Origin of the sequence: Streptoalloteichus hindustanus (assembly GCF_900129375.1) — a bacterium.
Classification (GTDB): domain Bacteria; phylum Actinomycetota; class Actinomycetes; order Mycobacteriales; family Pseudonocardiaceae; genus Streptoalloteichus; species Streptoalloteichus hindustanus.
On sequence record NZ_FQVN01000002.1, the window covers coordinates 809961 to 831888 of the forward strand.

The 21928-nt window shown below is 71.4% G+C and carries 21 protein-coding genes; 10 read left to right on the forward strand and 11 right to left on the reverse strand.

Annotation, left to right across the window (positions count from 1 at the left end; translation table 11 throughout):
* Positions 1–35: 35 nt before the first annotated feature.
* Positions 36–644 (reverse strand): TetR/AcrR family transcriptional regulator, encoded by a 609-nt coding sequence (locus BUE43_RS09000; RefSeq protein WP_073480884.1) that lies wholly within the window; start codon positions 642–644, stop codon positions 36–38.
* Between the two features lie 207 nt (positions 645–851).
* On the opposite strand from BUE43_RS09000, the gene BUE43_RS34640 reads away from it, so the two are divergent.
* On the forward strand, positions 852–1016 hold the full coding sequence (locus BUE43_RS34640; protein WP_200797419.1) for a zinc-binding dehydrogenase: 165 nt from the start codon (positions 852–854) through the stop codon (positions 1014–1016).
* 94 nt (positions 1017–1110) lie between these two features.
* Here BUE43_RS34640 and BUE43_RS09010 read toward each other — a convergent pair whose 3' ends face one another.
* Positions 1111–2565: an aminotransferase-like domain-containing protein gene (locus tag BUE43_RS09010; RefSeq protein ID WP_234995612.1), complete on the reverse strand. Its 1455-nt coding sequence runs from the start codon at positions 2563–2565 to the stop codon at positions 1111–1113.
* Between the two features lie 61 nt (positions 2566–2626).
* On the opposite strand from BUE43_RS09010, the gene BUE43_RS09015 reads away from it, so the two are divergent.
* The 4 genes from BUE43_RS09015 (at position 2627) to BUE43_RS09030 (ending at position 6430) form a co-directional block, all read left to right on the forward strand.
* A complete protein-coding gene (locus tag BUE43_RS09015) occupies positions 2627–3808 on the forward strand; it encodes a trans-sulfuration enzyme family protein (protein WP_073480886.1) in 1182 nt (393 codons plus the stop codon).
* Between the two features lie 156 nt (positions 3809–3964).
* Positions 3965–4246 (forward strand): hypothetical protein, encoded by a 282-nt coding sequence (locus BUE43_RS09020; protein WP_073480887.1) that lies wholly within the window; start codon positions 3965–3967, stop codon positions 4244–4246.
* A gap of 365 nt (positions 4247–4611) precedes the next feature.
* A complete protein-coding gene (locus BUE43_RS09025) occupies positions 4612–5826 on the forward strand; it encodes a hypothetical protein (RefSeq protein WP_073480888.1) in 1215 nt (404 codons plus the stop codon).
* Between the two features lie 28 nt (positions 5827–5854).
* Positions 5855–6430, forward strand: a complete 576-nt coding sequence (locus BUE43_RS09030; RefSeq protein WP_073480889.1) for a hemerythrin domain-containing protein — start codon at positions 5855–5857, stop codon at positions 6428–6430.
* Between the two features lie 70 nt (positions 6431–6500).
* Here the strand turns inward: BUE43_RS09030 and BUE43_RS09035 are convergent, their stop codons facing one another.
* A complete protein-coding gene (locus BUE43_RS09035; protein ID WP_200797420.1) occupies positions 6501–7808 on the reverse strand; it encodes an erythromycin esterase family protein in 1308 nt (435 codons plus the stop codon).
* A 159-nt stretch (positions 7809–7967) separates the two neighbouring features.
* On the reverse strand, positions 7968–8900 hold the full coding sequence (locus BUE43_RS09040; protein WP_073481050.1) for an oxidoreductase: 933 nt from the start codon (positions 8898–8900) through the stop codon (positions 7968–7970).
* Between the two features lie 54 nt (positions 8901–8954).
* Here BUE43_RS09040 and BUE43_RS09045 point away from each other — a divergent pair, with 54 nt between their 5' ends.
* Both BUE43_RS09045 and BUE43_RS09050 read left to right on the forward strand, forming a co-directional pair.
* Positions 8955–9563 (forward strand): TetR/AcrR family transcriptional regulator, encoded by a 609-nt coding sequence (locus BUE43_RS09045; RefSeq protein WP_234995613.1) that lies wholly within the window; start codon positions 8955–8957, stop codon positions 9561–9563.
* Between the two features lie 138 nt (positions 9564–9701).
* Positions 9702–10667: an MBL fold metallo-hydrolase gene (locus BUE43_RS09050; protein WP_073480891.1), complete on the forward strand. Its 966-nt coding sequence runs from the start codon at positions 9702–9704 to the stop codon at positions 10665–10667.
* A gap of 240 nt (positions 10668–10907) precedes the next feature.
* Here BUE43_RS09050 and BUE43_RS09055 read toward each other — a convergent pair whose 3' ends face one another.
* Complete coding sequence (locus tag BUE43_RS09055) at positions 10908–11150, reverse strand: hypothetical protein (protein WP_143174040.1); 243 nt, start codon at positions 11148–11150, stop codon at positions 10908–10910.
* A gap of 236 nt (positions 11151–11386) precedes the next feature.
* On the opposite strand from BUE43_RS09055, the gene BUE43_RS09060 reads away from it, so the two are divergent.
* A complete protein-coding gene (locus BUE43_RS09060; RefSeq protein WP_073480893.1) occupies positions 11387–11884 on the forward strand; it encodes a pentapeptide repeat-containing protein in 498 nt (165 codons plus the stop codon).
* Between the two features lie 69 nt (positions 11885–11953).
* Here the strand turns inward: BUE43_RS09060 and BUE43_RS09065 are convergent, their stop codons facing one another.
* The 3 genes from BUE43_RS09065 to BUE43_RS09070 form a co-directional block, all read right to left on the reverse strand.
* Positions 11954–12652, reverse strand: coding sequence for a sigma factor-like helix-turn-helix DNA-binding protein (locus BUE43_RS09065; protein WP_234995614.1), 699 nt, complete (start codon positions 12650–12652; stop codon positions 11954–11956).
* The gene (locus tag BUE43_RS35010) at positions 12583–13023 is read right to left on the reverse strand and encodes a sigma-70 family RNA polymerase sigma factor (RefSeq protein ID WP_234995615.1); all 441 of its coding nucleotides are present in this window, start codon (positions 13021–13023) and stop codon (positions 12583–12585) included. The genes BUE43_RS09065 and BUE43_RS35010 overlap by 70 nt, the downstream gene beginning before the upstream one ends.
* A gap of 133 nt (positions 13024–13156) precedes the next feature.
* Positions 13157–13915, reverse strand: a complete 759-nt coding sequence (locus BUE43_RS09070; protein WP_073480894.1) for a MerR family transcriptional regulator — start codon at positions 13913–13915, stop codon at positions 13157–13159.
* Between the two features lie 532 nt (positions 13916–14447).
* Between BUE43_RS09070 and BUE43_RS09075 the strand changes: the two genes are divergently transcribed.
* The gene (locus BUE43_RS09075) at positions 14448–16736 is read left to right on the forward strand and encodes an ATP-binding cassette domain-containing protein (protein ID WP_073481052.1); all 2289 of its coding nucleotides are present in this window, start codon (positions 14448–14450) and stop codon (positions 16734–16736) included.
* A gap of 176 nt (positions 16737–16912) precedes the next feature.
* Here BUE43_RS09075 and BUE43_RS09080 read toward each other — a convergent pair whose 3' ends face one another.
* A complete protein-coding gene (locus tag BUE43_RS09080; RefSeq protein ID WP_159447716.1) occupies positions 16913–18280 on the reverse strand; it encodes an alpha/beta hydrolase in 1368 nt (455 codons plus the stop codon).
* Between the two features lie 367 nt (positions 18281–18647).
* On the opposite strand from BUE43_RS09080, the gene BUE43_RS09085 reads away from it, so the two are divergent.
* On the forward strand, positions 18648–19301 hold the full coding sequence (locus BUE43_RS09085) for an ankyrin repeat domain-containing protein (RefSeq protein WP_073480895.1): 654 nt from the start codon (positions 18648–18650) through the stop codon (positions 19299–19301).
* 26 nt (positions 19302–19327) lie between these two features.
* On the opposite strand, the gene BUE43_RS09090 is transcribed toward BUE43_RS09085, so the two are convergent.
* Positions 19328–20317 carry an alpha/beta hydrolase gene (locus BUE43_RS09090; protein WP_073480896.1) on the reverse strand — a complete coding sequence of 330 codons (990 nt, stop codon included), beginning with the start codon at positions 20315–20317 and terminating at the stop codon, positions 19328–19330.
* Positions 20318–20337: 20 nt separating this feature from the next.
* Positions 20338–21924 carry an acyl-CoA carboxylase subunit beta gene (locus BUE43_RS09095; protein ID WP_073480897.1) on the reverse strand — a complete coding sequence of 529 codons (1587 nt, stop codon included), beginning with the start codon at positions 21922–21924 and terminating at the stop codon, positions 20338–20340.
* Positions 21925–21928: the final 4 nt, after the last annotated feature.

A 21928-nucleotide genomic window follows, 5' to 3' on the forward strand; every position in this document is an offset into this window, starting at 1 on the left:
CTCCCTCTCGCGCTCGTGGTGGTGGCGGAGTCTGTTCACGGTCCCGGCGGAGCCGGTCGGTACCCGACCTGTCGGAGCGCCGTGGCGAGGTACTCCCTGATCTCGTCGGCCCCGGTGGTGTCGGGGTACGCGCCGAGGTGGTGCAGGACCGCGCCGCTGAGCAGTTGCTGGAGGAAGTCGATGTCGACGTCCGCCGGGAGGTGCCCGGCCTCGCGCGCGCGGTGCAGCGTGTCGCGGACGCCCTCGGCGCGCCGGCGGCCGTAGGACTCGTGGTAGGCCGCCAGCAGCTCCGGGAAGTCGTCCAGCGCGCCGTAGAGGCGGCGCAGTATGCGGCGGTGCCGGGAATGGCCGAGGTATCCGGCCCAGTCGTCGAGCATCCGGTCGACGTTCGGCCAGGTCAGCGCGCTCTCGCTCTGGGCGCCGTTCTCCGCCTCGACCGCCTGCACCAGCAGTTGGGTCTTGTCGCGGAACCTGCGGTACACGGTGGCCCTGGTGACGCCGGCGCGCTGGGCGATCTGCTCGATGCTGGCCTCGCCGGCGCCGCGCTCGACCAACAGGTCGACCGCCGCCCGCAGGATCGCCGCGTCCGCCTCCTGGCTGCGCGGCCGGCCGGGACGCCGCTGCGTGGCGGTGCCCTCGCTCATGTCGGATGTTCCTTCCCCCGGTGCGCGCCCGCTCGGCCGCGTGATCACCTTGCCCGACCAACAATACGGTACAGCTCTGTATTTGATCTAGAGTGTGCTCGGGGTCACTGTCGGGGTCCACGTCTCCGGACAGTCCTGAACTCCTTCGACTACTTCGCCGGTTTCGAGTCCGCGGCCCCGCGGCAGTTCACCGTGTACGACAGCCCGGTGAGCTGGGGAGCGGACCTGGCCGCGCTGGTTCGGCTCACCGCGACCGGTCGTCTGCACCCGCAGATCGACCACCACCTCCCGTGGTCACGGGTCGGTGACGCGCTCACGATGCTGGCCGAGCGGCGGTTGCGGGGCAAGGCGGTCTTCCACCTCGGTGACTGACACGGCGCTTCGGCGTCCTCAGTGGACGCATCTGTCAACAGGAAAATCCACAGTAGACACATGCCGAATCTCGGTCTGACGCGCGGGATTGCGGTCAGATCGCCAGGGGAGCGAGTGTGGTGGGCGGGTCCGCCGACGGGCTGTAGTCGCGCCACGCCCCTGCCAGCTGGCGCACGGCTTTCCCCAACTCGTCGGGTGGAGCGAGGAAGGGAATGCGCAGACACGCGGCACTGCCGCCGGAGACGTCCAACGAGCCGCCGGGCAGCAGGGCGATTCCGTGCCGGAGGGCGAGTTGGGCGAACGAGACCGCGTCGCCGTGCGGTAGCCGCACCCACAGGGTCTGACCACCGGCGGCGGGACGGAACCGCCAGTCGGGAAGTCGGGCGCCCAACTCGGCGCGGAGCCGGTCGTGCCGTCGCCGGAGCTCGCCGGCGCGGCGTGCCCGGATGGCGTCGAGATCGGCGAGCAGGTCGACGGCGGCGAGCTGGCTGGCCACGTCGCTGCCGAGGTCGTGGACGGCCTTGAGCCTGGCCAGGCGGGCGACGAGCGCCGCCGACGCGCGGACCCAGCCCACCCGCAACCCACCCCACACGATCTTGCTCAGCGAGCCGACCGTGAGGACCGCGTTGTCCGGGGCGAACACGGCCAGCGGCGCCGGCTCCGCGCCGTCGAACCCGAGGTCGACGAGCGCCTCGTCGTCGACAAGGGGCACGCCGTGCACCGCCGCCACCTCGGCCACCCGGCGCCGGGCCGGGGTGGGCAGCACGGTGCCGGTCGGGTTGTGGTGGGTGGGGATCAGGTAGCCGAGAGCCGGGCGCTCCCGCCCCAGGACGTCCACGAGGGCAGGCCAGTCAAGACCGTCCACACTGGACACCGGGCGCGGGATCGCCGCTGCCTCGCGGAAGACCTCCAGTGCGCCCGGGTAGGTCGGCGCCTCCACGACCACTTTGTCCCCTGGCCGCACCAGAAGCCTGGTCACCAGCGACAACGCCTGTTGCGCGCCGGTCGTGACCAGGATCTGGTCGGGCTCGGTGGGCAGGCCCCGCCGCGTGTAGCGCTCGGCGAGCGCCCCGCGCAACGCCGGGTGCCCTGCGGGGTGGTAGCCGAGCCCGTCGGAGCGGATGAGGGACAAGGCCCTGGTGTAGGCCGATGTCACCTCGGGCGGAACCGTCGTGGGCGTGGCGCAGGTGAGCTGGACGACGTGGTCCGGGCGTTCCAGCAGGTGCAGGAACAGCGGGTTGGCGGTGTCGCCGGCGCGGGTCCGGTCCCGGGGCAGGACCGCCGAGGCGACCCGGGTTCCGCTGCCCTGTCGGCGAACGATCTTGCCCTCCTGGCACAACACGTCGTAGGCCGCGACCACCGTGCCGCGCCCCACGGCCAGCGCCGTCGCGAACGCGCGGTCGGGCGGCAGCGGCGTGTCGGGCGGGAGTTCCCCGTCGTCGATCAGCTCCCGCAGTCGCGCGGCCAGCAGCACGTAGAGCGGCCCGCGCCCGGCCGACCACCGACCGAGTCGAGCCACCAGACCGTCGATCGCGGGTGGCTTCAACACCGGACCAATACTGTCAGAATTGGCTCTGTGGCCGGCTCCGGCCGTGGTGGACGCTGGGGGCATGACCTACCACCCCCAGACCAGGGCAACGAGGATCTCCGCTCCCGTGCCGGAGGGCGGAACGCCGGTCAGCGTCCCGCTCCACCAGTCCTCGATCTACGCGTTCGACGACCACACCGCGCTGGCGACGGCGATGGCCGGTCCCGAGGGCGATTTCGCCTACAGCGCCTACAGCAGCCCCACGACAAGGGCGCTGGAGAACGTCATGGCCGACCTGGAGGGCGGCGCGGCGGCACTCGCCACGGCCTCCGGCATGGCGGCGATCAGCACGGTGCTCCAGTCGATCCTGCGGCAGGGCGACCACGTCGTGGCGCAGAAGGCCCTCTACGGCGGGGCCTTCGCCGCGCTGCGCGACCTCGTCGAGCGCTGGGGGATCGAGATCAGCTACGTCGGGGGCGAGGACCCCGCCGAGGTCGAGGCCGCGATCCGCCCCACGACCCGGATCCTCTACCTGGAAACCATCGCCAACCCGACCGGTCACGTCTCCGACCTGCCCGCCCTGGCCGCGGTGGCGCGCTCCGCCGGGCTGGTCACGGTGGTGGACAACACCTTCGCCACCCCGATGCTGTGCCGACCTCTTGAGCACGGCGCCGACGTCGTCGTCCACTCGGCGACCAAGTACCTCGGCGGGCACCACGACGTGGTCGGGGGCGTCGCCGTCTTCGCCGACGTCGACCGCTACCGCGCGGCCTGGGCGCAGGCCACCAGGCTCGGCTCGACCGCCGACCCGTTCTCCTCGTGGCTGGTCCTGCGGGGTGTGAAGACGTTGCCGCTGCGGGTGCGCCAGCAGTGCGACAACTCCCTGCGCGTCGCGCGGCGACTGGCGGCTCACCCGGCCGTCGCGGCCGTGCACCACCCGGGCCTGCCGGACCACCCCAGCCACGACCGGGCCAGCCGGTTCCTGTCCGGCTACGGCGGAACCCTGGCCTTCGACGTCCGCGGGGGAGTCGACGCCGCCCACGCGTTCATGCGCGCTCTGCGGCTGGTGTTGGTCGCCGGGTCGCTCGGCGGCACCGAGACGGTCGTGATGCACCCCGCGACCACGTCGCACCGCACCCTCGACGCGCACGAGCTGCGCGCGGCCGGCATCGGTCAGGGCCTCGTCCGCGTCTCCTTCGGCATCGAGCACCACGAGGACCTGTGGGCCGACATCGAGCAGGCCCTTGACAGCGCGACGGCCTGAGCGTCGTCGACCTTTTCGGTGTGGCGACGGAGAAATCGCGCCACGCGCGAGGAGGGGTTCGGGGTGTTCGTCCGGATCGCCCCCGGGGTCGGCGGCACGTGAAGAAGATCAGGATGGAGGAGTGCGCCAGCGTCGGAAACCGCCTAGGTTGGTCGTATGACCCAGCAGTTCCTCGTGGAGCCCGTCGCCGAGCACGAGTACCTGGTCCGGACCGAGGCCGAGGGACAGACGGTGGAGTGCCGGTTCCACGTCGACCCGAGTGTGTTGGAGCAGTTGGGCGTCTCCACGGCGGACGAGCAGCGGGTCGTCGAGCAGAGCGCGGTGTTCCTCGCCCAGCGGCAGCCGATCATCGACTTCCCGTGGTTGGTCGACCTCCAGGACTTCGTCGCCAGCTACGAGGACTACCCGGAGGAGCTTCGCCGCCTGTTGGCGAGCTGAGTTCCACCCCCTCCTCGTGGGTCGCTGGACCGGGGCGTCTCCGCCGTCCGGCGCGGGGAGCTCACGGTCGGCGTTGGCCTGGCGGCCGTCACGTCGGTGGGCACGGAGCGTGACGTGCGCGCCGCGTGGTGAACGCTGGGACCAGTCGGGGGACTGCCGGCACGGTGACGTCCTCGTCCTGGTGTCAGCGTGTTTCCCCGAACGGGGAAATCTGCTCCGGTCGGCGTTTCGGCCGGTGTCGGGGTGTGAGCGGTTCAGCCCTCCGGGTGCTGTCGCCCGAAAGGGGCGCGGTCGCGCTGCCGGCGGGGTCGGTCCGACCTACGGTCGGACCGACCCCCGTGCGCTCCACCGTGGAAGGACCCCTCATGACCTTCAACCCGTTGCGGGAACGGGGAATCCCGCTCGACCAGCAGATCAGGAACTGGCGTGAGCTGGACGTCACGCCGATCGATCCCGACCACGCCGACCCCTACACCCGGTGCCGCGTCATCACCATGAACGGCATCGAGGTCGAGGCGGTCCTGTTCAGCCACCAGTTCGCCCGCAACTGCCTGGACCCGGACGTGCAGCGCAAGCTGGCCGAGGTGCGGTACGTGGAGCACCAGCAGCAGAAGGCGGTGAACTGGCTGCTGCCCGGCGGGGCGTCCCCGCTGGAGACCACGATCGCCTACGAGCAGGTCGCCGTCGACCTCACCGCGTGGGTGGCGCGGATGGAACCCGACCCGTACCTGAAGCAGGCGTACCAGTTCGGGGTCCTGGAGGACTTCGACCACCTCTACCGCTACGCCAACCTGTACGAGATGGTGCAGCACCGCAAGGCCGAGAAGATCGTCGACGGCCTGACCGAGGTGATGCCGGGCCGGCCCACCAAGTACCACCACCGGCATCCCGCCGACAACGTGCGGGAGCCGTACGACCGGAACGAGGCCTCGCCGCTGTCCAAACTGCACGCGCTGACGATCATGTCGGCCGAGCAGCAGACGATGAACTTCTACATGAACGTCGGCCCGCAGTACATGGAGCCGATCGCGCGGCAGCTCTACCAGGAGATCGGCCTGATCGAGGAGGAGCACGTCACCCACTACGAGTCCCTGGTCGACCCCGGGGAGACCTGGTGGGAACGCCTGGTGAACCACGAGTACAACGAGTGCTACCTCTACTACTCCTTCATGGAGACCGAGTCCGACCCGAAGGTGCGGGCGATCTGGGAGCTGCACCTGAACATGGAGCTGGAGCACCTGCGGATCGCGTGCGAGCTGATGCGCCAGAACGACGGGCGGGAGCCGGAGGAGGTCCTGGCGCCGGAGCTGCCCAACGCGCTGACGTTCGAGCCGAACAAGGCGTACCTGCGCGAGCTGCTGGACACGCAGATCGACCTGACCACGCTCGGAGCCGGCTACGTGCGGGAGGCGCACGAGCGGTTCGAGCGGATGCAGGAGCAGATCCACGGCGGGGAGGAGCCCCCCAGCGAGCGCGTGATCGACGAGCACCGGGAGCGGTTCGGCCGGGACTACCGGTTGGAGACCGAGGGACCGCACCCGGTGGCCCGGTTGCGCGAGGACCAGTCGGCCAGGGCCTGAGCGGCGCGCGTGACCAGGAGGATGCGGCATGGTCGAGCAGAGTGACGAGGCTCCCGCGCAGGACGTGGTCGACCTGCTGGTGGAGCAGCACGCGCTGATCCGCGACCTGTTCGCCGAGGCGACCGGGGCGGACGGGCGGGACCGCCGACCGGCGTTCGAGCGACTGGTGCGGCTGTTGGCGATCCACGAGACCGCGGAGGAGGAGGTGGTGCACCCCCTGGCGCGGCGAGCCCTGGACGGGGGCGACGGCGTCGTCGAGGACCGGCTGGCCGAGGAGCGGGAGGCCAAGGAGATGCTGGGCCGGTTGGACGAGATGGACCCGGAGTCCCCGGAGTTCGCGCCGCTGTTGAACCAACTCCGGGACGCCGTGCTCGCGCACGCCCAGTACGAGGAGCGTTACGAGTTCCGCTACCTGCGCCAGCAGAGCACGCCGGACCAGCTCCGCCGGCTCGTCACCGCGGTCCGCGCGGCGGAGGCGGTGGCGCCCACCCACCCGCATCCCGGCAACGAGAGCGCGACGGGAAACCTGTTGGCGGGGCCGGTTCTGGCCTTGTTCGACCGGATGAAGGACGCGGTCCAGCAGTCCAGCCGGGACGAGAGCTGACGCGGCCGACCTGTCGTCTCCGGGGCAGGCGTCGCAGAGGTGGACGCCTGACCCGGAGCGGGTGGTCGGATCAGAAGCCGAGGTCGTCGGCCACCGTGGACGCGGGGACGTGGACCACGGCGTCGAAGGCGTCGAGCACCGGGGTGTGGACGTACTCGCTGTCCATCCGGATCCGGTCCGGCTCGGTCTCGGCCTGACCGGACCGGGGCGCCTCGCGGAGGTTGACCAGGCTGAGACCGAGGTCGGCCGAGGCGAAGAGACCCTCGATGCTGCCCGGCTCCGGAGCCTCCAGCGCCACGTTCTGCAGGCTGATGCCGAACGGCTCGGCGCCGCCGGGGTACAGGGCGGCCGTGTCGCCGCCCCCGCTGGTGACGCCGATCGACACGTAGTCGTCACCGAGCATCTGCTGGAGGTGCTGACCCGTGGGCAGCGCGGTGAGCACGGGCCCGCCGTAGTACGCCGGTGTCTTCTGGATGTGGGCGTTGTGGGCCAGGAGCACGATGCGGGTGCCGGGCTCGGAGTGGTCGAGGTGCCAGCGCACGGACTCGGCCATGTAGATGTCGCGGACCGACATGTCGCCGGAGAGCGGGGTGCCGCTGATGAGGCCGAACATGGCCCGGAGGTGGTAGTCGGCCTGGCAGGCGCCGCGCAGCTGCCAGAGGGCGGTGTCGTAGCGGCGTTGGTCGCTGTGGGCGACGTGTTGCGGGGCCAGCGACTGGAACCGGAACAGCAGCCGGGCGAGGGCCGAGGTGAGGGCGTCCTGCTCGGCGGGGTCGAGCTCGCTCCAGGCCGGCGCGGCCTGCGCCAGCGAGGTGCCCGCGGTGCGCTCGGCGATGCCGAGCGCGGTGTTGAGCAGGGGCACGGAGTCCGGGTCGACGTCGGTCAGGTACTCGCGCAGCGGGAGCAGGTTGGGCAGCAGCGACCCGGCGGCCATCGGGAGGTCGATTCCGGCGAACCGGACCGGGGTGTCGGCGCGGCGGTTGCGCTCACGCATCCAGCGCAGCATCGCGCGGGCCTCGGCCGGACGGGCCAGCCCCACGGCGATGGTGCTGTCCACCAGGTGGTCGAGGTCCTCGTCGCTTCCCGCGCCCTCGATCCACGACGCCATGGTGAAACCCTCGCTGAAGCCCGACTCGTGGGCGAGCACGGTGAATCCGCAGCGCTCGACGAGGAAACGCAGGATTCGGTGGCGCACCAGGGAGAACTCGCGGATGTAGTGGGAGTTCTCACCGATCGCGACCACCCTGGCGGAGCCGACGATCTCGCGCAGCGGCTCCAGATCGTCCAGTGGGGACGCCGGGTCGAGTCCACTGAGGACAGACGCGTTGCCGGCGAACCAGTCGGTCAGGCGGTCGTTCTCTCGAATGCGGTTGTTCACGGCGATTGCTCGATTCGTGGGGATGACGGCGGACGTGCATCGCGATGCGCCGGGGACCATAACCAGGGATCGACACCCGCCGCACACGATTAACCGCCAGAAGGCGTTTTGTGTTGCCGTTTCGCGTACGGCGGGTGTCCGGCGGGTTCCGCGTTGTGATCAAAAGGGGTAGATCACCTCGGTGAGGCGTTCGGACGCCTCCCACAGGCGGCGTTGGTTGTCCGCGTCACGGGAGCGGGGACTGGAGGCCACGCGGCGCGGGTAGCCCTGGACTTCGAACAGCCCGCCGGGGCCGTAGTACTCGCCGCCGCGCGCCTCGGGGTCCGCCGCCGCGCGCAGGGTCGGCAGGGCGCCCATCTCGGGGGAGCGGCCGAGCAGCTTGGCGATCAGCAGGTTGGGCGCGCGGAACCAGCCGGGGGAGTTGCGGAAGATCTCGGTGCTCGCGCCGCCGGGGTGGGCGGCCAGGGCCGTGGTCGGCGCCCCCGCCGCCGACAGCCGCCGCTGGAGCTCGTAGGTGAACATCAGGTTCGCCAGCTTGGACCGGGCGTAGGTGAACACCGAGTTCTCGGGCCTGGCCCCGGTGTCGGTGTCCCGCGCGGGTCGCAGGTCGTCGACGTCGTCGATCCGCCCGTAGCGGTGGGCGATGCTGCTCACGGTCACGACCCGGGAGCCGGGCACGGGCAGCAGGCGGTCCAGCACCAGGCCGGTGAGCGCGAAGTGGCCCAGGTGGTTGACGCCGAACTGGACCTCGAAGCCGTCGCCGGTCCGACCGCGGAGCCCGGTGATCCCGGCGTTGTTGACCAGCAGGTCGATCCGGGGGAGGCGCTCGCGGATCTCCTCGGCCGCCGCGCGGACCGAGGCCAGCGAGGCGAGGTCCAGGCGCACCACGTCGAGCCGCGCCTCCGGGGCCGACTGGGCGATGCGGTCGACGGCGGTCCGGGCCCGGTCGAGGTCGCGGCAGGCCAGCACCACGTGGGCGCCGCGCGCGGCCAGCGCCCTGGCGGTGGCGAACCCGATGCCGGTGTTCGCCCCGGTGACGACCGCGACCCGGCCGCGCTGGTCAGGTAAGTGGTCCTCGGTCCACTCGGACATCATCCACTCCTCAAGGTGAACGGCTGGTTCAGTTATATTGTGAACCACGGGTTCATGTTCTTGGCAAGATCGCTGGAGGGCGGAATGGCCGACGCGGCAAGGCAACCGAGGCTCCGGGCGGACGCCGTGCGCAACCGCGCCGCCATCCTGCTGGCGGCCAGGAAACTGATCGCCGAGCGCGGTCCCGACGTGGGAATGGACGAGATCGCGCGCGCGGCGCACGTGGCGGTCGGCACCCTCTACCGGCACTTCCCCACGAAGACCGACCTGGTCGGCGCGATCATGGCCGACCTCGGCGCCCAGCTCGTCGCCGTGCTCGACGCGGCCGTGGCCAGGATCGACAACGGCGTCAGCACCGGCATGGACGAGATCGCCGCGCTCCTGCGCCGCGTGGTGGTGCACATGGGACAGGACCGCCTCCTGCGCGCGGCGGCGGCCAGCGCCGGCTCACCCCTGCCCGACGAGGTGGCCCGGCACGCCAGGGACACCCTCGCGCACATGGTCGCCGCCGCACGACGCGACGGCGCGCTCCACCCCGACATCGCCGTCGACGATCTCGCACTGCTCATGGCCACCGCACCCGGCGAGGAAACCCCCCAACCCGAACGCGAACGCTGGGTCGCCCTCGCCCTCCGCGCCCTCGGCCCGTCCCGTTCGGGTTGAGGTGACCGCGGTCTGCCCGGCGACGTCGTGCCTCCCGATGGCGTGCGACGGGCGGGGGGTTGCGGGGCGTGGGAACGTCGGAGGGGTTGGGTTCGCACGCCAGATCGCTGACCGCGACGACACGGAGGTAGACCGACGATGACGACCAAGCCGTTCGCGTCCTCCGCCGACCTGACGGCGAAGACCGAAACCCTGGAGGTGCTCGCCGACGGGGTGTACGCGTTGACGGCCGAGGGTGATCCGAACGTTGGCGCGATCGAGGGCGAGGACTTCCTGGTCGCGTTCGAGGCCAGGGCGACGCCGGTCGCCGCGCGGGACTGGCTCGACAAGCTGCGCGCGCACACGGACAAGCCGGTGCGGTACCTGGTGCTCAGCCACTACCACGCCGTGCGGACGCTCGGCGCGTCCGCGTTCGACGCCGACGTGATCATCACCCACGAGAACACCCGCGAGCTGATCCGGGAGCGGGGCAGGGAGGACTGGGAGAGCGAGTACGGGCGGATGCCCCGGCTGTTCAGGGAGCCCGACTCGATCCCGGGGCTCACCTGGCCGGACGTGACGTTCGCCGACCGGCTGACGATCGACCTCGGCGGCGAGCGCGGCGACCTGGTTCTCCAGTACTGCGGGCGGGGCCACACCGCCGGAGACATCGTTGCCTGGTTGCCCCGGCAGCGCGTGCTGTTCGCCGGCGACCTGGTGGAGGCCCAGGCCGCCCTCTACACCGGGGACGCGTTCCACGTCGACTGGTCGACGACGACGTTGGACCGGGTGAAGGCGCTGGGCGCGGAGGCGCTGGTCGGCGGTCGGGGTCCGGTGACGCACGGCCGCGAGGCGGTGGACGCCGCGATCGAGCAGTCGCGCGACTTCCTGTTGGTGATGCGGGAGAAAGTCGGCGCTGTGCATGCCAGGGGCGGCACGTTGAAGGAGGCGTTCGAGGCGACGCACGCCGCGCTCGCGCCCCGCTACGGCCGCTGGCCGATCTTCGAGCACTGCCTGCCGTTCGACGTCTCGCGGCTGTGGGACGAGCTGTCGGGGGTCGACTGGCCGCGGATCTGGACCGCGCAGCGCGACCGCGAGGTGTGGGACCAGCTCCAGGGCGCCTGACGTCCCCTTCTCCCGGTCCGGCACAAATGATCACTGTCCTCTGTGGACAGAAGAGCGCGATTTGCGTCGGAACGCACCGGTGTGTGGGACATCGTTCGGGTACAAAGGAAATCGCCGGCCGCGGCGCGGACTCGGTGTCAACCACCGAGATCCGGGCCGCGACCGGCGAATGTGCGACGGTACCGCTGGAACAGGCGGGGGCAGGCGCCGTAGCGGCGGTTCAGTGACCGTGCGGCCGGATCAGCCGATCACGTCGTAGTTGTGGTACACGCCTCCGATGCACGTGGCCTTGGTCTTCCACCCGTTGTCCCAGTAGTTCTCGTACTTCACGGTTCCGCCGCCGCGCCGGCAGTCCTGCCGGGACACGCCGCCGGCATCGGCGGTGGTCACATCGGAGGTGCTGGCACTGGCGGTGCCGGCCGCCGCGAGGGCGATACCGACGGCCATCACGGTCGTGCCCACCATGGCGAGAGTGCGTCGCATAGGGTCCTCCCCTGGTACCGGATCAAGCGATCACTGCCTACTGGCAGCCCACGGCGGTACGGAAGGGCCTTGACAAGGAATGCGGCTGAACGGCCGTGGCGGTTCCGACGTTGGGACGAAGGGTGCCCTGCCGTCGACATCGCATGTGCAGCAGCGCTCTACGGCAAGTACCTCAGGGAAAACTCGCGTTCCGACGCACCCTGAACCGGCCACCGCTCTCCGAAGACGGGATTTCCGTGGCTGATCGCAGGAACGGTGCACCTCCGCCACCGACCGACACCACCGTGCTCGCCCGCGACTGGGAGCACACCGAGTTGTCGGGCGGGCACTACGAGCGCAAGACGTTCCTCGACGTGGACCTGATGGAGCTGTTCAACCGGGGCGCGACGTTCACCGAGTGCACGCTCCGCGGCGTGCAGTTCAGGAACGCGTCCACCCGCCAGGAGGCCGTGTTCCTGAACTGCACCTTCACCCGGTGCAAGTTCTTCGACGCGACCTCCACCGACTGCAAGATGGCCGGCAGCATGTTCGACCGCTGCTCCTACGACCTCATGGAAGTCGTCGGCGTTGACCTGGCCGACGCGTGGTCGCACAGCGCGGATCTGTCCGGTGCGGACCTGTGGGGCAGTGACCTGTCCGCGCTCGACCCGCTCACCGTGCGGCTGGCGGGCGCGGTCATCGAGCCGGACCAGGCTTTCGTGGTGGCCTCCGCCCTCGGGCTGAAGATCCGGTGAAACCGGCGCCGCCCGCCGGTTCTCGGCCGACGGCACCGCGTTTTCCGCGCTGCGCCTCGTGATCGTCGCTCAGAGCGACGACGGGAGGCCGAACGCCGGGAACAGGTCGGGGACGAAGCCGACCGGTTCCACGATCGCGCCGCCTTCGATCCGGAGCACGTCCAAGCGGAACGCCCGGTACTCCACCTCGCCGGGTGAGCGGACGTACACCGCGATCGCCGGCTGGTGGTTCGCGCGCGTGGGCAGGAGCCGGAACTCCATGGCGCGCGGCCCGTGCAACGCCGGTTGCCAGGCCACGAGAAGGGCTTCCCGCCCCGAGTACCAGGTGGGCTGCGCGTCGTTGTGGCCGCCGGCTCCGGATTGCTGGCCGCACCGAGCGTCCGCGTGCGGGAGCGCGCCGATCGCGGCGTTGTCCGCCCGCTCGATCGCCTCCATGTAGCGCTGGAGCACCGCGCGTTCCTCGTCGCTGGGGTTGCTGGTGGGCGCCCAGTCCAGACGTCGTGGCGGCAGGTGGCGGCGCACGGTGGGCCGTGCTCGCTGGAGGGTGCTGTTCACCGCGGCCATGCTCATCTCCAGCGTCGCGGCGGCGTCCTTGGCCGGCCAGCCCAGCACGTCTCGCAGGACCAGCACGGCGCGCTGTCGTGGCGGTAGGTGTTGGATGGCGACCAGGAATGCGAGTTCCAAGGTCTCGCGCGCGATCACCATCGCGTCCGGTTCGCCGTCCGGCGACGCGATTCCGGCCAGCAGGCGGTCCGGGTAGGGCCGCAACCACGGGATCGCGGCCGGGGGCACGGGAATCGGCGTTGCGCCCGTCTCGTGCGCTGCCTGGCGGCGGGCGGTTGACGGTCGAGGAAGTCGAGGTAGACGTTCGTCGCGATGCGGTAGAGCCAGGCCCGGAAGGTGGCCCTGCCCGCATAGGTCTCGCGCCCGCGCCAGGCCCGCAGGAACGTCTCCTGCACCAGGTCCTCCGCGTCCCCCACCGAACCGAGCATGCGGTAGCAGTGCACCTGGAGTTCGGCCCGGTACCGCTCGACCAGTGCGGTGAAGGCCCGCTCGTCGCCCGGTCGCGCCGCCACCATCAACGCCCCGTCCCCGTCCCCGTTCCCGTCCTGACGAGTCTGCTGCTTGACCTCGTTCACGAATCCTCCTCCCCGGCGCGGCGCCGCCGACGCCTGTGGACCGTCCACTGTGGACTGTCCGTCTCTCTCGTCCGTGTCGGGGACCGCGTGGTCGCTTGACCGACACCTGTATGACGGCGGGGGAGGGCGAAACTCATTGGTCGTCGGGTTCGGCCGTGTTCTCGCGGGGGCCGGGCGGCTCGTCGCCCCTGAGGTAGTGGTGCAGGTAGCTGGCGCCTTCGAGCATGGCCGTCGCGCGCTCGGTCAGTTCGGACTGGCGGTGGGCGATGGCCACGCGGAGCGCCTCGCTGCTGCCCGTGCGGCGGAGGCCGTCGATGACCTTCCGGATCTGGGCCAGGGGATAGCCGTCCTGGCGCAACATCGTGATCATCCGGGCGTCGCGCATGTCGGCCGGGCCGAAGCGCCGGTACCCGGTCCCGCGCTCGCGCCGGGGCATGAGCAGGCCGGCGGACTCCCACAACCGGATGGTGGAGGTGCGGACGCCGAGGAGCGCGGCGATCTCGCCGATGCGCAGGCCGGACCGGGGGATCGCCGAGGTGTCCACGGCCCGCCCCGCGGCCGCCTCCAGCGCGTCGCCCGCCGCCCGGAGGGCGCGCCGCTGCTCGTGCAACGCGGCGTGGCTGGCGTCGACGAGCGCGAGCGCCCGCGGGAGGTCGTCGGCGTGGACCGCCCGCATGATCTCGCCGGCGGTCTCCCGGCCGTACCCCGCGGCGAGGGCGCGGTAGGTCAACAGGGCCCTGCGGTGCCGGAAGTCGAACTGCCGGTAGCCGGTCGGCGTCCGGGAGGTCGGGGGCAGGACGCCGGCGTCCGCGTAGTTGCGGATCTGCTGCGACGAGACCCCCACCATGCGCCCCAGGTCGACGGGGCGAAGACCTGCTTCCCTGCGTCCCACCGGCCGGCCCTCCTGTCGTTGTCCTTCACCCGCGAGTTGAGGGTTTGGGGCCTGCGTTCCCCAGCCACTTGCGGAAATCGGTGAAAAGCCTCTACACGCAGATTCAACGATAAGCTTGAAGCCTGTGGAAGCCGTCATGAGTGCCAACGGACGAGGAGCCCGCACTCTCCCTGTCCCGTCGGGTTCGTGATCGGGGGAGGCGCGGTAGTCCCCGGGTGAAGCGCCCGGGTTCGCGTTCCCCCACGAGGTGTCCTCGCGGATCTTCGGGTTGTCGCGCCGGCGGGCGCTGACACCCGGTTCTGTCGGACCCCTGTGGTAGCCATGACCTTCTTGGGGTGGTCGGACTGGTTCGCCCAGGCCGGGCCTGGTTTTCGCACGTGTTGTCCGTGAATCTCCGAGGCTGCTCGTGAGTGATGACGAGAGAGGCAAGAATTTGCTGGAGCACACGCTTGTGTCGCCTGACGCCCGGCAGACGGAGCCGGTGGGGGAGGCGCGCACGAAGGCGGAGCGAGCCGACGGGGCCCGGCCGCCGGTGGCGGAGTGGATCCGCGTGGTCGGCGCGCGCGAGCACAACCTCGCCAACATCGACGTCGAGATCCCCAAGCGCCGGCTCACCGTGGTGACCGGGGTGTCCGGGTCCGGCAAGTCGTCGCTGGTCTTCGACACGATCGCGGCGGAGGCGCAGCGCCAGCTGCACGAGACCCTGCCCGCCTTCGTCCGCGGGTTCCTGCCCAGCTACGGGCACCCCGCGGTGGACCTGATCGAGAACCTGGCCGCGGTGATCATGGTGGACCAACGCCGGCTCGGCGGCGGGGCGCGGTCCACAGTGGGCACGATCACCGACATCGCGCCGCTGCTCCGCCTGTTGTTCTCCCGGGCCGGAACGCCGCACGTCGGCACCTCCGACGCCTTCTCGTTCAACCTGCCGGCCGGCATGTGCCCGGCCTGCGAGGGCCTCGGCACGATCACCGACGTCGACATGGACGCCTTCCTCGACCCGTCCCGCTCGCTGAACGAGGGCGCCCTGCTCGCGCCGGCGTTCAAGGTCGGGACCTGGCAGTGGCAGGTCTACGGCGGCTCGGGGCGGTTCGACCCCGACAAGCCCGTCCGGGACTACACCGAGGAGGAGCGGCACGCGCTGCTGTACGGGACCGACGGCTCCGTGCGGATCGGGACCAACGGCCAGCAGATCAACGCGACCTACGAGGGCGCGGTGGTGAAGTTCCGGCGCCTGTACATCCAGAAGGACAGCGCCGAGATGGGGGAGCGCACCCGGCAGATGGCCGGCCGCTTCACGACCTCGGTGGGGTGCGCGGAATGCGGTGGCGCGCGTCTGTCCCGCGCGGCGCTGGACTGCCGGGTCCGGGGGCACGGCATCGCCGAGCTGTCCGCGATGGAGGCGACCCGGCTGCTCGACGTGCTGGCGACGTTCGACCTGCCGGACGTCGCGCCGGTGGTCGAGGCCCTGACCACGCGGGTCGGGCACCTCGTGGACATCGGGCTCGGCTACCTGAGCCTGGACCGGGCGACCGACACCCTCTCCGGCGGCGAGTCCCAGCGGATCAAGATCGTGCGGCACCTCGGCAGCACGCTGACCGACATGCTCTACGTGTTCGACGAGCCCAGCACCGGCCTGCACGCCAGGGACGTGCGCCGGCTGACCGACCTCCTGCTCCGGTTGCGGGACAACGGGAACACCGTGCTGGTGGTCGAGCACGACCGCGACGTGATCGCCGCCGCCGACCACGTCCTCGACATCGGCCCGGAGGCCGGCAGCGGCGGCGGCCGGGTGGTCTTCGCCGGCGACGTCGCCGCGCTGTCCTCGGCGGACACGCCGACCGGGCGGCACATGCGGTCCCGGACCCGGCTGAAGGACGAGGTGCGCGAGCCCACCGGCTCGCTGGCGGTCGTCGGCGCGAGGGCGCACAACCTGCGCGACCTCAGCCTGGAGATCCCCACCGGGGTGCTCACGGTGGTCTCCGGCGTCGCCGGGTCGGGCAAGTCCTCGTTGGTGCACAAGGTCTTCCTCGCCCAGCACCCCGACGCCATCGTCGTCGACCAGACGGCCCCCTCCGCCAACCGGCGGTCCACGACCGCGACCTACACCGGCGCGCTCGACCCGATCCGCAAGGCCTTCGCCAAGGCCAACGGGGTGAGCCCGGCGCTGTTCAGCGCGAACTCGGCCGGCGCGTGCCCGGCCTGCGAGGGCATGGGCGTGATCTACACGGATCTGTCCTACATGGCCGGAGTCGTCGCGCCCTGTGAGACCTGCGAGGGCCGGCGGTTCACCAGCGAGGTCCTCGCCTACCGCCTCGACGGCGCGACGATCAGCGACGTGCTGGAGATGACCGTGGGCCAGGCCTGCGAGTTCTTCGCGAAGAACCGGTCGGTGGGGCCGATCCTGCGCGCCGTGGTCGACGTCGGCCTCGACTACCTCCGGTTGGGGCAGCCGCTCACCAGCCTGTCCGGCGGGGAGTGCCAGCGGATCAAGCTGGCCTCGTACCTGCACCGGCGCGGCGCGGTCTACGTGCTGGACGAGCCCACCACGGGCCTGCACATGTCCGACGTGGCGCGGCTGCTGGGGGTGCTGGACCACCTGGTCGACGACCGGGCCAGCACGGTGATCGTGATCGAGCACGACCTGGACGTCATCGCGCACGCGGACTGGGTGGTCGACCTGGGGCCGGACGGCGGCAGCGCCGGTGGTCAGCTGATGTTCCAGGGCCGGCCGGCCGACCTGCTGTCCGCGTCCGGTTCGCACACGGCGACGTACCTGCGCCATGCGCTGGGGGTTGGCGGGAACGGCGCGAGCGCGTCGTGATCCGCTGATGTGGCGCGGGAGGGTTCCGGTGCCGGGGAAGGCGTTGGCCACGGGCACTGAGGCACCGGAATTCGTCTGTCCTCACTGGACTGTGTGAGTTGGGGGACTCACGCAGGAGGCCGGACCCGCACGGGAAAGTCATCTCCCGTGCGGGTCCGGCGTTTCGCCACGTGATCTCAGGCGGGGCAGTGCGCGCCAGGCAGGGGAAGCACACCCGTGGTCAGGTACCGGTGCACGTGGTCCCGCACGCACGCGTTCCCGCTGACGTACAGGGCGTGGCTGCCGTCGACGGGCAGCACCCGAGAACGCGGGAGCTGCGCGCCCACCCGCTCCGCGTGCCGGAGCGGGGTGGTCGTGTCAGCGCGACCGCTGACCAGCAACACCGGCGGTAGACCGGTTGCCCGAACACGACGGGGCGCGTACTCGCCCACCCGGGGCAGTCCGCCGCAGAACAGTTGGCCGACCAGGACGGAGGCGCGCAGCCACCCCAGCCGGGGCGCGACCCGCTCGCGCATCCGGTCCTCGATCCGCCGGACCTCGGCGTAGTCGCCGCCGTCGGGGAAGTCGGCGCAGAAGGCGAACCGGGACAGGTCGGCCGGGTCGGGCTCCAGTCCACGAGGGACGAACCGGGACGCGTCGCCGGCCGCCGCCTCGGCGAGCGCGGTGGCGAGGGTCGGCCACCGCGTCGCGGACTCCACCCAGGCGCCGGCGCGGTGGACGATGATCGAGACGGTGGCGGCGGACCCGCTGCCCGGCGCCGGGATCGGCGCGCGTTCGGCCGCGGCGAGGACCCTGTCCCACACGGCGAGCGCGTCCTGGCCGTGCAGGGCGCAGGTCGCGGTCTGCCCGCACCACCGCGCGAAGTCGTGCAGCCGGCGCTCCAGGGTCTCGGCCATGGGTTCGAGCCAGTCGTACCGGTCGCGCTCGGTGTGGTCGAGCACGCTGTCCAGGTACATCCGGGCGACGTTGCGGCCGAACAGCCTGGCGTACGCCTGGCCGTGGACCGTGCCGTAGGAGCTGCCGAAGTAGCGCAACCCGCGCTCGCCCAACGCGACCCGGAGAGCGTCCATGTCGTGCGCGACCTGCCAGGAGTTCAGCTTGCCGGTCAGCGACCCGATGGCCGCTTCGCAGTCCGCCGCGTAACGCCGGTTGGCTTCCGCCATGGCGTTGTACGCCTTGGCGTCGCGCGGGGGCCACGCGGCGAGCTGGGGGCTCGGCGGGCGGGAGGGGCAGGTCACCCCGCTGCTCGCGCCGATGCCCCGTGGGTCGAACACCACCACGTCGAACCACTCCGTCAACGCGGCCAGCCTGTCTCTGATCATCGGTAAGTAGGCGACCACCGGACCGGGACCGCCGAGGTTGACCAGCAGCGTTCCCTGCCGCGCCGGCTGGTGGCGGGCTGGCAACTTGCCCAGCCCGAGGGAGATCCGCTCACCGCGCCACGGCGTCGACCAGTCCGCCGGCACCGGGAGCGATCCGCAGAGAACCCCGTCCCCGCAGGGCTGCCAGGACACCTCGCTGCCGGCGGCCACGACCTCGGTCACCGGGGTGTCAGAGGTCGGGGTGTCGAAGGCTGGGATGTCTGAGGCTGGGATGTCTGAGGCTGGGGCCGGATGGGCCGCGGCCGCGGCCGCGGTTCCGGTCGCCGCGAGGGCGGTCAGCACCACGGCGAGGCCGAGTGAGGTGAGGCGTCTCCCGCCTCCGGTGAGTCTGTTCATGGTCGCAGCGTGCCCACCGGAGGACCGATCGCACATCTGACGTTCGGCCAGTAGTCATCTGTCCACTATGGACTTCGAAGGGTGCTGGCTGGCCGAGGCGCGGGGTGCCACCCCCCTGATCGACGGCCGGACGATCTCCAGTGGATCATGTGGCGCGGACGGACGCGGTCGGCGGAAGGAGCGGGACCCCGGCATGAGGCAGGTGGAGTGGGAGGGTGTCACGGACCGGTCGGACTTCCTGCCCGGGCACGTGTCCCAGATCGACCGGCTGGCCAACGCCGCGCGGAACGCGCGCTGGGCCGAGGTCCTGGACCTGCTGGCGAAGACGCCCAACGCGGTCAACCGGCCGCGGATCGGCGGCACGAGCGGCTACACCGTGCTCCACCACGCCGCCTGGAACGGCGCGCCCCCCGACGTCGTGCGGCGGCTGCTCGACCTGGGCGCGTGGCGGCGGCTCCGCTCGACCCGGGGGCAGCTCCCGGTCGACCTGGCCGCGCGGCGGGGGCACGCCCACCTGATCGACCTCCTCCGCCCGGCGCCAGCGCACCCCGTCGCCGACGACGTGCTGGCCGCGCTCGAACAGCGGCTCCACCAGCTCGTCACGTCGCGCATGGCGGAGTTCCGCATCACCCGCGTGCTCCGCCTCCCGCAGGTCGCGCCGCTCACCGAGCTCGTCGAACCCGTGATGTGGTTCCCGGTGCCCGGCATGTACGGCGGCTTCGCCATCGAACTCCAGGGACCGGAGCTCCAGGTGAAGAGCTGGTGCCGGGTGCTGGGCGGGTCGGCGCGGACGCACCGCATCACCGCGCGCGACATGATGATGGTCGAGTCGGGATGGGACATCTGAGCCGTCAGCGCGGATGCGCCGGTCTGTCACAGGCCGAGCCCTCGGGCGAGGACGGGCCAGGAGCGACGCAGCGCCTGGTCCCAGTAGGGCCAGCTGTGCGATCCGTTGCCGTAGTCGGTGGTCACCTCGATCCCGTTCGCGCGCAACTCCCCGGTGAAATCCCGGGAGGACGCGTACGCGGCCGACTCCAGCGCGTCGAGCCGGTAGGGCGGGTCGAACGGGCCGGGCAGTCCGTTGCCCGAGGACACGTACAACGCCTTGCCCCGCAGGCGGTCCACGTTGTCGTGTGGGTTGTGGGAGGTCCACAGTGTCCGGTTCCGGTGTTCGTCTCCCCACAGCCCGGCCCAGTTGTGGAAGCCCTCTCTGATCAGAATGCCCTTGATGACCTCCGGCACTGTGGGCGCGAGCGTGTTCAGCAGCCCGCTGTAGGAGGCGGCCGCCGCGAAGAGGTCGGGATGGCGGAACGCGTAGTGCATCGCGCCGAAGCCGCCGACGGAGAGACCCGCGACAGCCCGCCGCGTGCCGGCCCGGTAGCCCCGTTCGAGGATCTGGCGCACCTCGGTGACGTGGAACCTCTCCCAGTCGGGCGGCCCACCTCGGCCGAAGTTCCACCAGGGGCTGTACATCCCCGCCCGCCCGCCGGTCGGCATCACGACCAGCACGGGCAGGGACGCGGTGAACTCCGCGACGTCGGTGAACTGGGTCCACGCGCGGTAGTCGGCGGGTTCGCAGCAGCCGTGTAGCAACCAGAGCGTGGGCCAGGTGCGGTGTGGTTGCTCGGCCCAGCCCGCCGGGAGCAGCAAGCGCACCACCCCGGTGGCGCCGAGCGCCGGTGAGGCGATCTCCAGGTCGAGCGCTCGGCCCTCGGCCCTGGTCGCCCGCACCACCCGGGCGCCGTCGTCGGCCACCGCGCCGGGTTCGGTCTCCGCGAGCCCGGTTCCCGGGAACACGGCGGTGAGCGCGACTGCCAGGGCGAGCAGAACACCATGCACGCGACCTCGTTGTCGCACAACCATTCGCGCTCCTCGTCTGTCCGTCACAGCGGGATGTTCCCGTGCTTGCGCGCCGGGGTCTCCTGCCGCTTGTCGCGCAGCATGCGCAACGCGCGGGAGATTTCGATCCGGGTGGTGGCGGGGCGGATGACCCGGTCGACATAGCCGCGGTCTGCGGCGGCGTAGGGGGTGGCGAACCGCTTCCGGTAGTCGGCCACGAACCGCTGCCGCGCGGCCTCCCGCTCCGGACCGTCGAGTGCGCGCAGAGCCCTGCGGTGCAGGATGGTCACGGCGGCGTCCGCGCCCATCACCGCGATCTCGGCGGTGGGCCAGGCCAGGTTGACGTCCGCGCCCAGGTGTTTGGAGCCCATCACCGCGTACCCGCCGCCGTACGCCTTGCGCACCGCGAGTGTCACCTTGGGCACGGTGGCCTCGGCGTAGGCGTAGATGAGTTTCGCGCCCCTGCGGATGATCCCGGCCCGTTCCTGCCCGACACCCGGCAGGTAGCCGGGAACGTCGACCAGGGTCAACAGCGGGATGCCGAAGGCGTCGCAGAAGCGGACGAACCGGCTCGCCTTCTCGGAGGCGTCGATGTCGATGACGCCGGCGAGGTGCAGCGGTTGGTTGGCGACGACGCCGACGGTCCGGCCGTCCACCCGGCCGAAGCCGCAGATGATGTTGGGGGCGAAGGTCTTCTGGACCTCCAGGAAGTCGCCGTCGTCCACCACCGCGTGGATGACCCGGCACATGTCGTAACCCTGGTGCGGGGAGTCGGGGATCAGTGTGTCCAGGGCGAGGTCGGTGGCCGTGAGCGCGGGCGCTCCGGCGCTGTCGTACACCGGGCACCCGTCGAGATTGTTGGCGGGGAGGAAGCCCAGCAACGTCCGCACCCAGTCCAGGGCGTCCTCCTCGTCCCGCGCCCGGTAGTGGACGTTGCCGGACACCTCGCTGTTCACCTCCGCGCCGCCGAGTTCCTGCGGTGAGACGGCCTCGCCGGTCACCGCGGCCACCACCTCCGGCCCGGTGACGAACATGTGCGCGACGCCGTCGACCATCACCACGAAGTCCGTCAGGGCCGGTGTGTAGACCGCCCCGCCCGCGCAGGGGCCCATGACCAGCGAGATCTGTGGGATGACCCCGGAGGCGAGGACGTTGCGCCGGCCCAACTCGGCGTAGTAGGCCAGGGAGACCACGCCCTCCTGGATGCGGGCGCCGCCGGAGTCGTTGATCCCGACGAGCGGGCAGCCGATCCGGGTCGCCAGGTCCACCACCTTGAGCACCTTCTCCCCGAAGACCTCGCCCATGCTGCCCCCGAACACCGTGAAGTCCTGGGAGAACAGGCAGATGGGGCGTCCGTCCACTGTGGCCTGTCCCGTCACCACGCCGTCGCCGTACGGCCGGTGCGAGTCCATGTCGAAGTCGGCGCACCGGTGCCGCGCCAGCCGGTCGAACTCCAGGAACGAGCCCGGGTCGACCAGCAGGTCGACCCGCTCGCGCGCGGTCAGCTTGCCCTGCGCGTGCTGGCGGTCGGCCGACCGCTTCTCCGCGATGCGCAGGACCTCCTCGTCCCGGGCGGCGAGGTCGGCGATGCGGTAGGCCGTGCTCGGCCGGGGGAACGCGCCACTGGCCATGGCT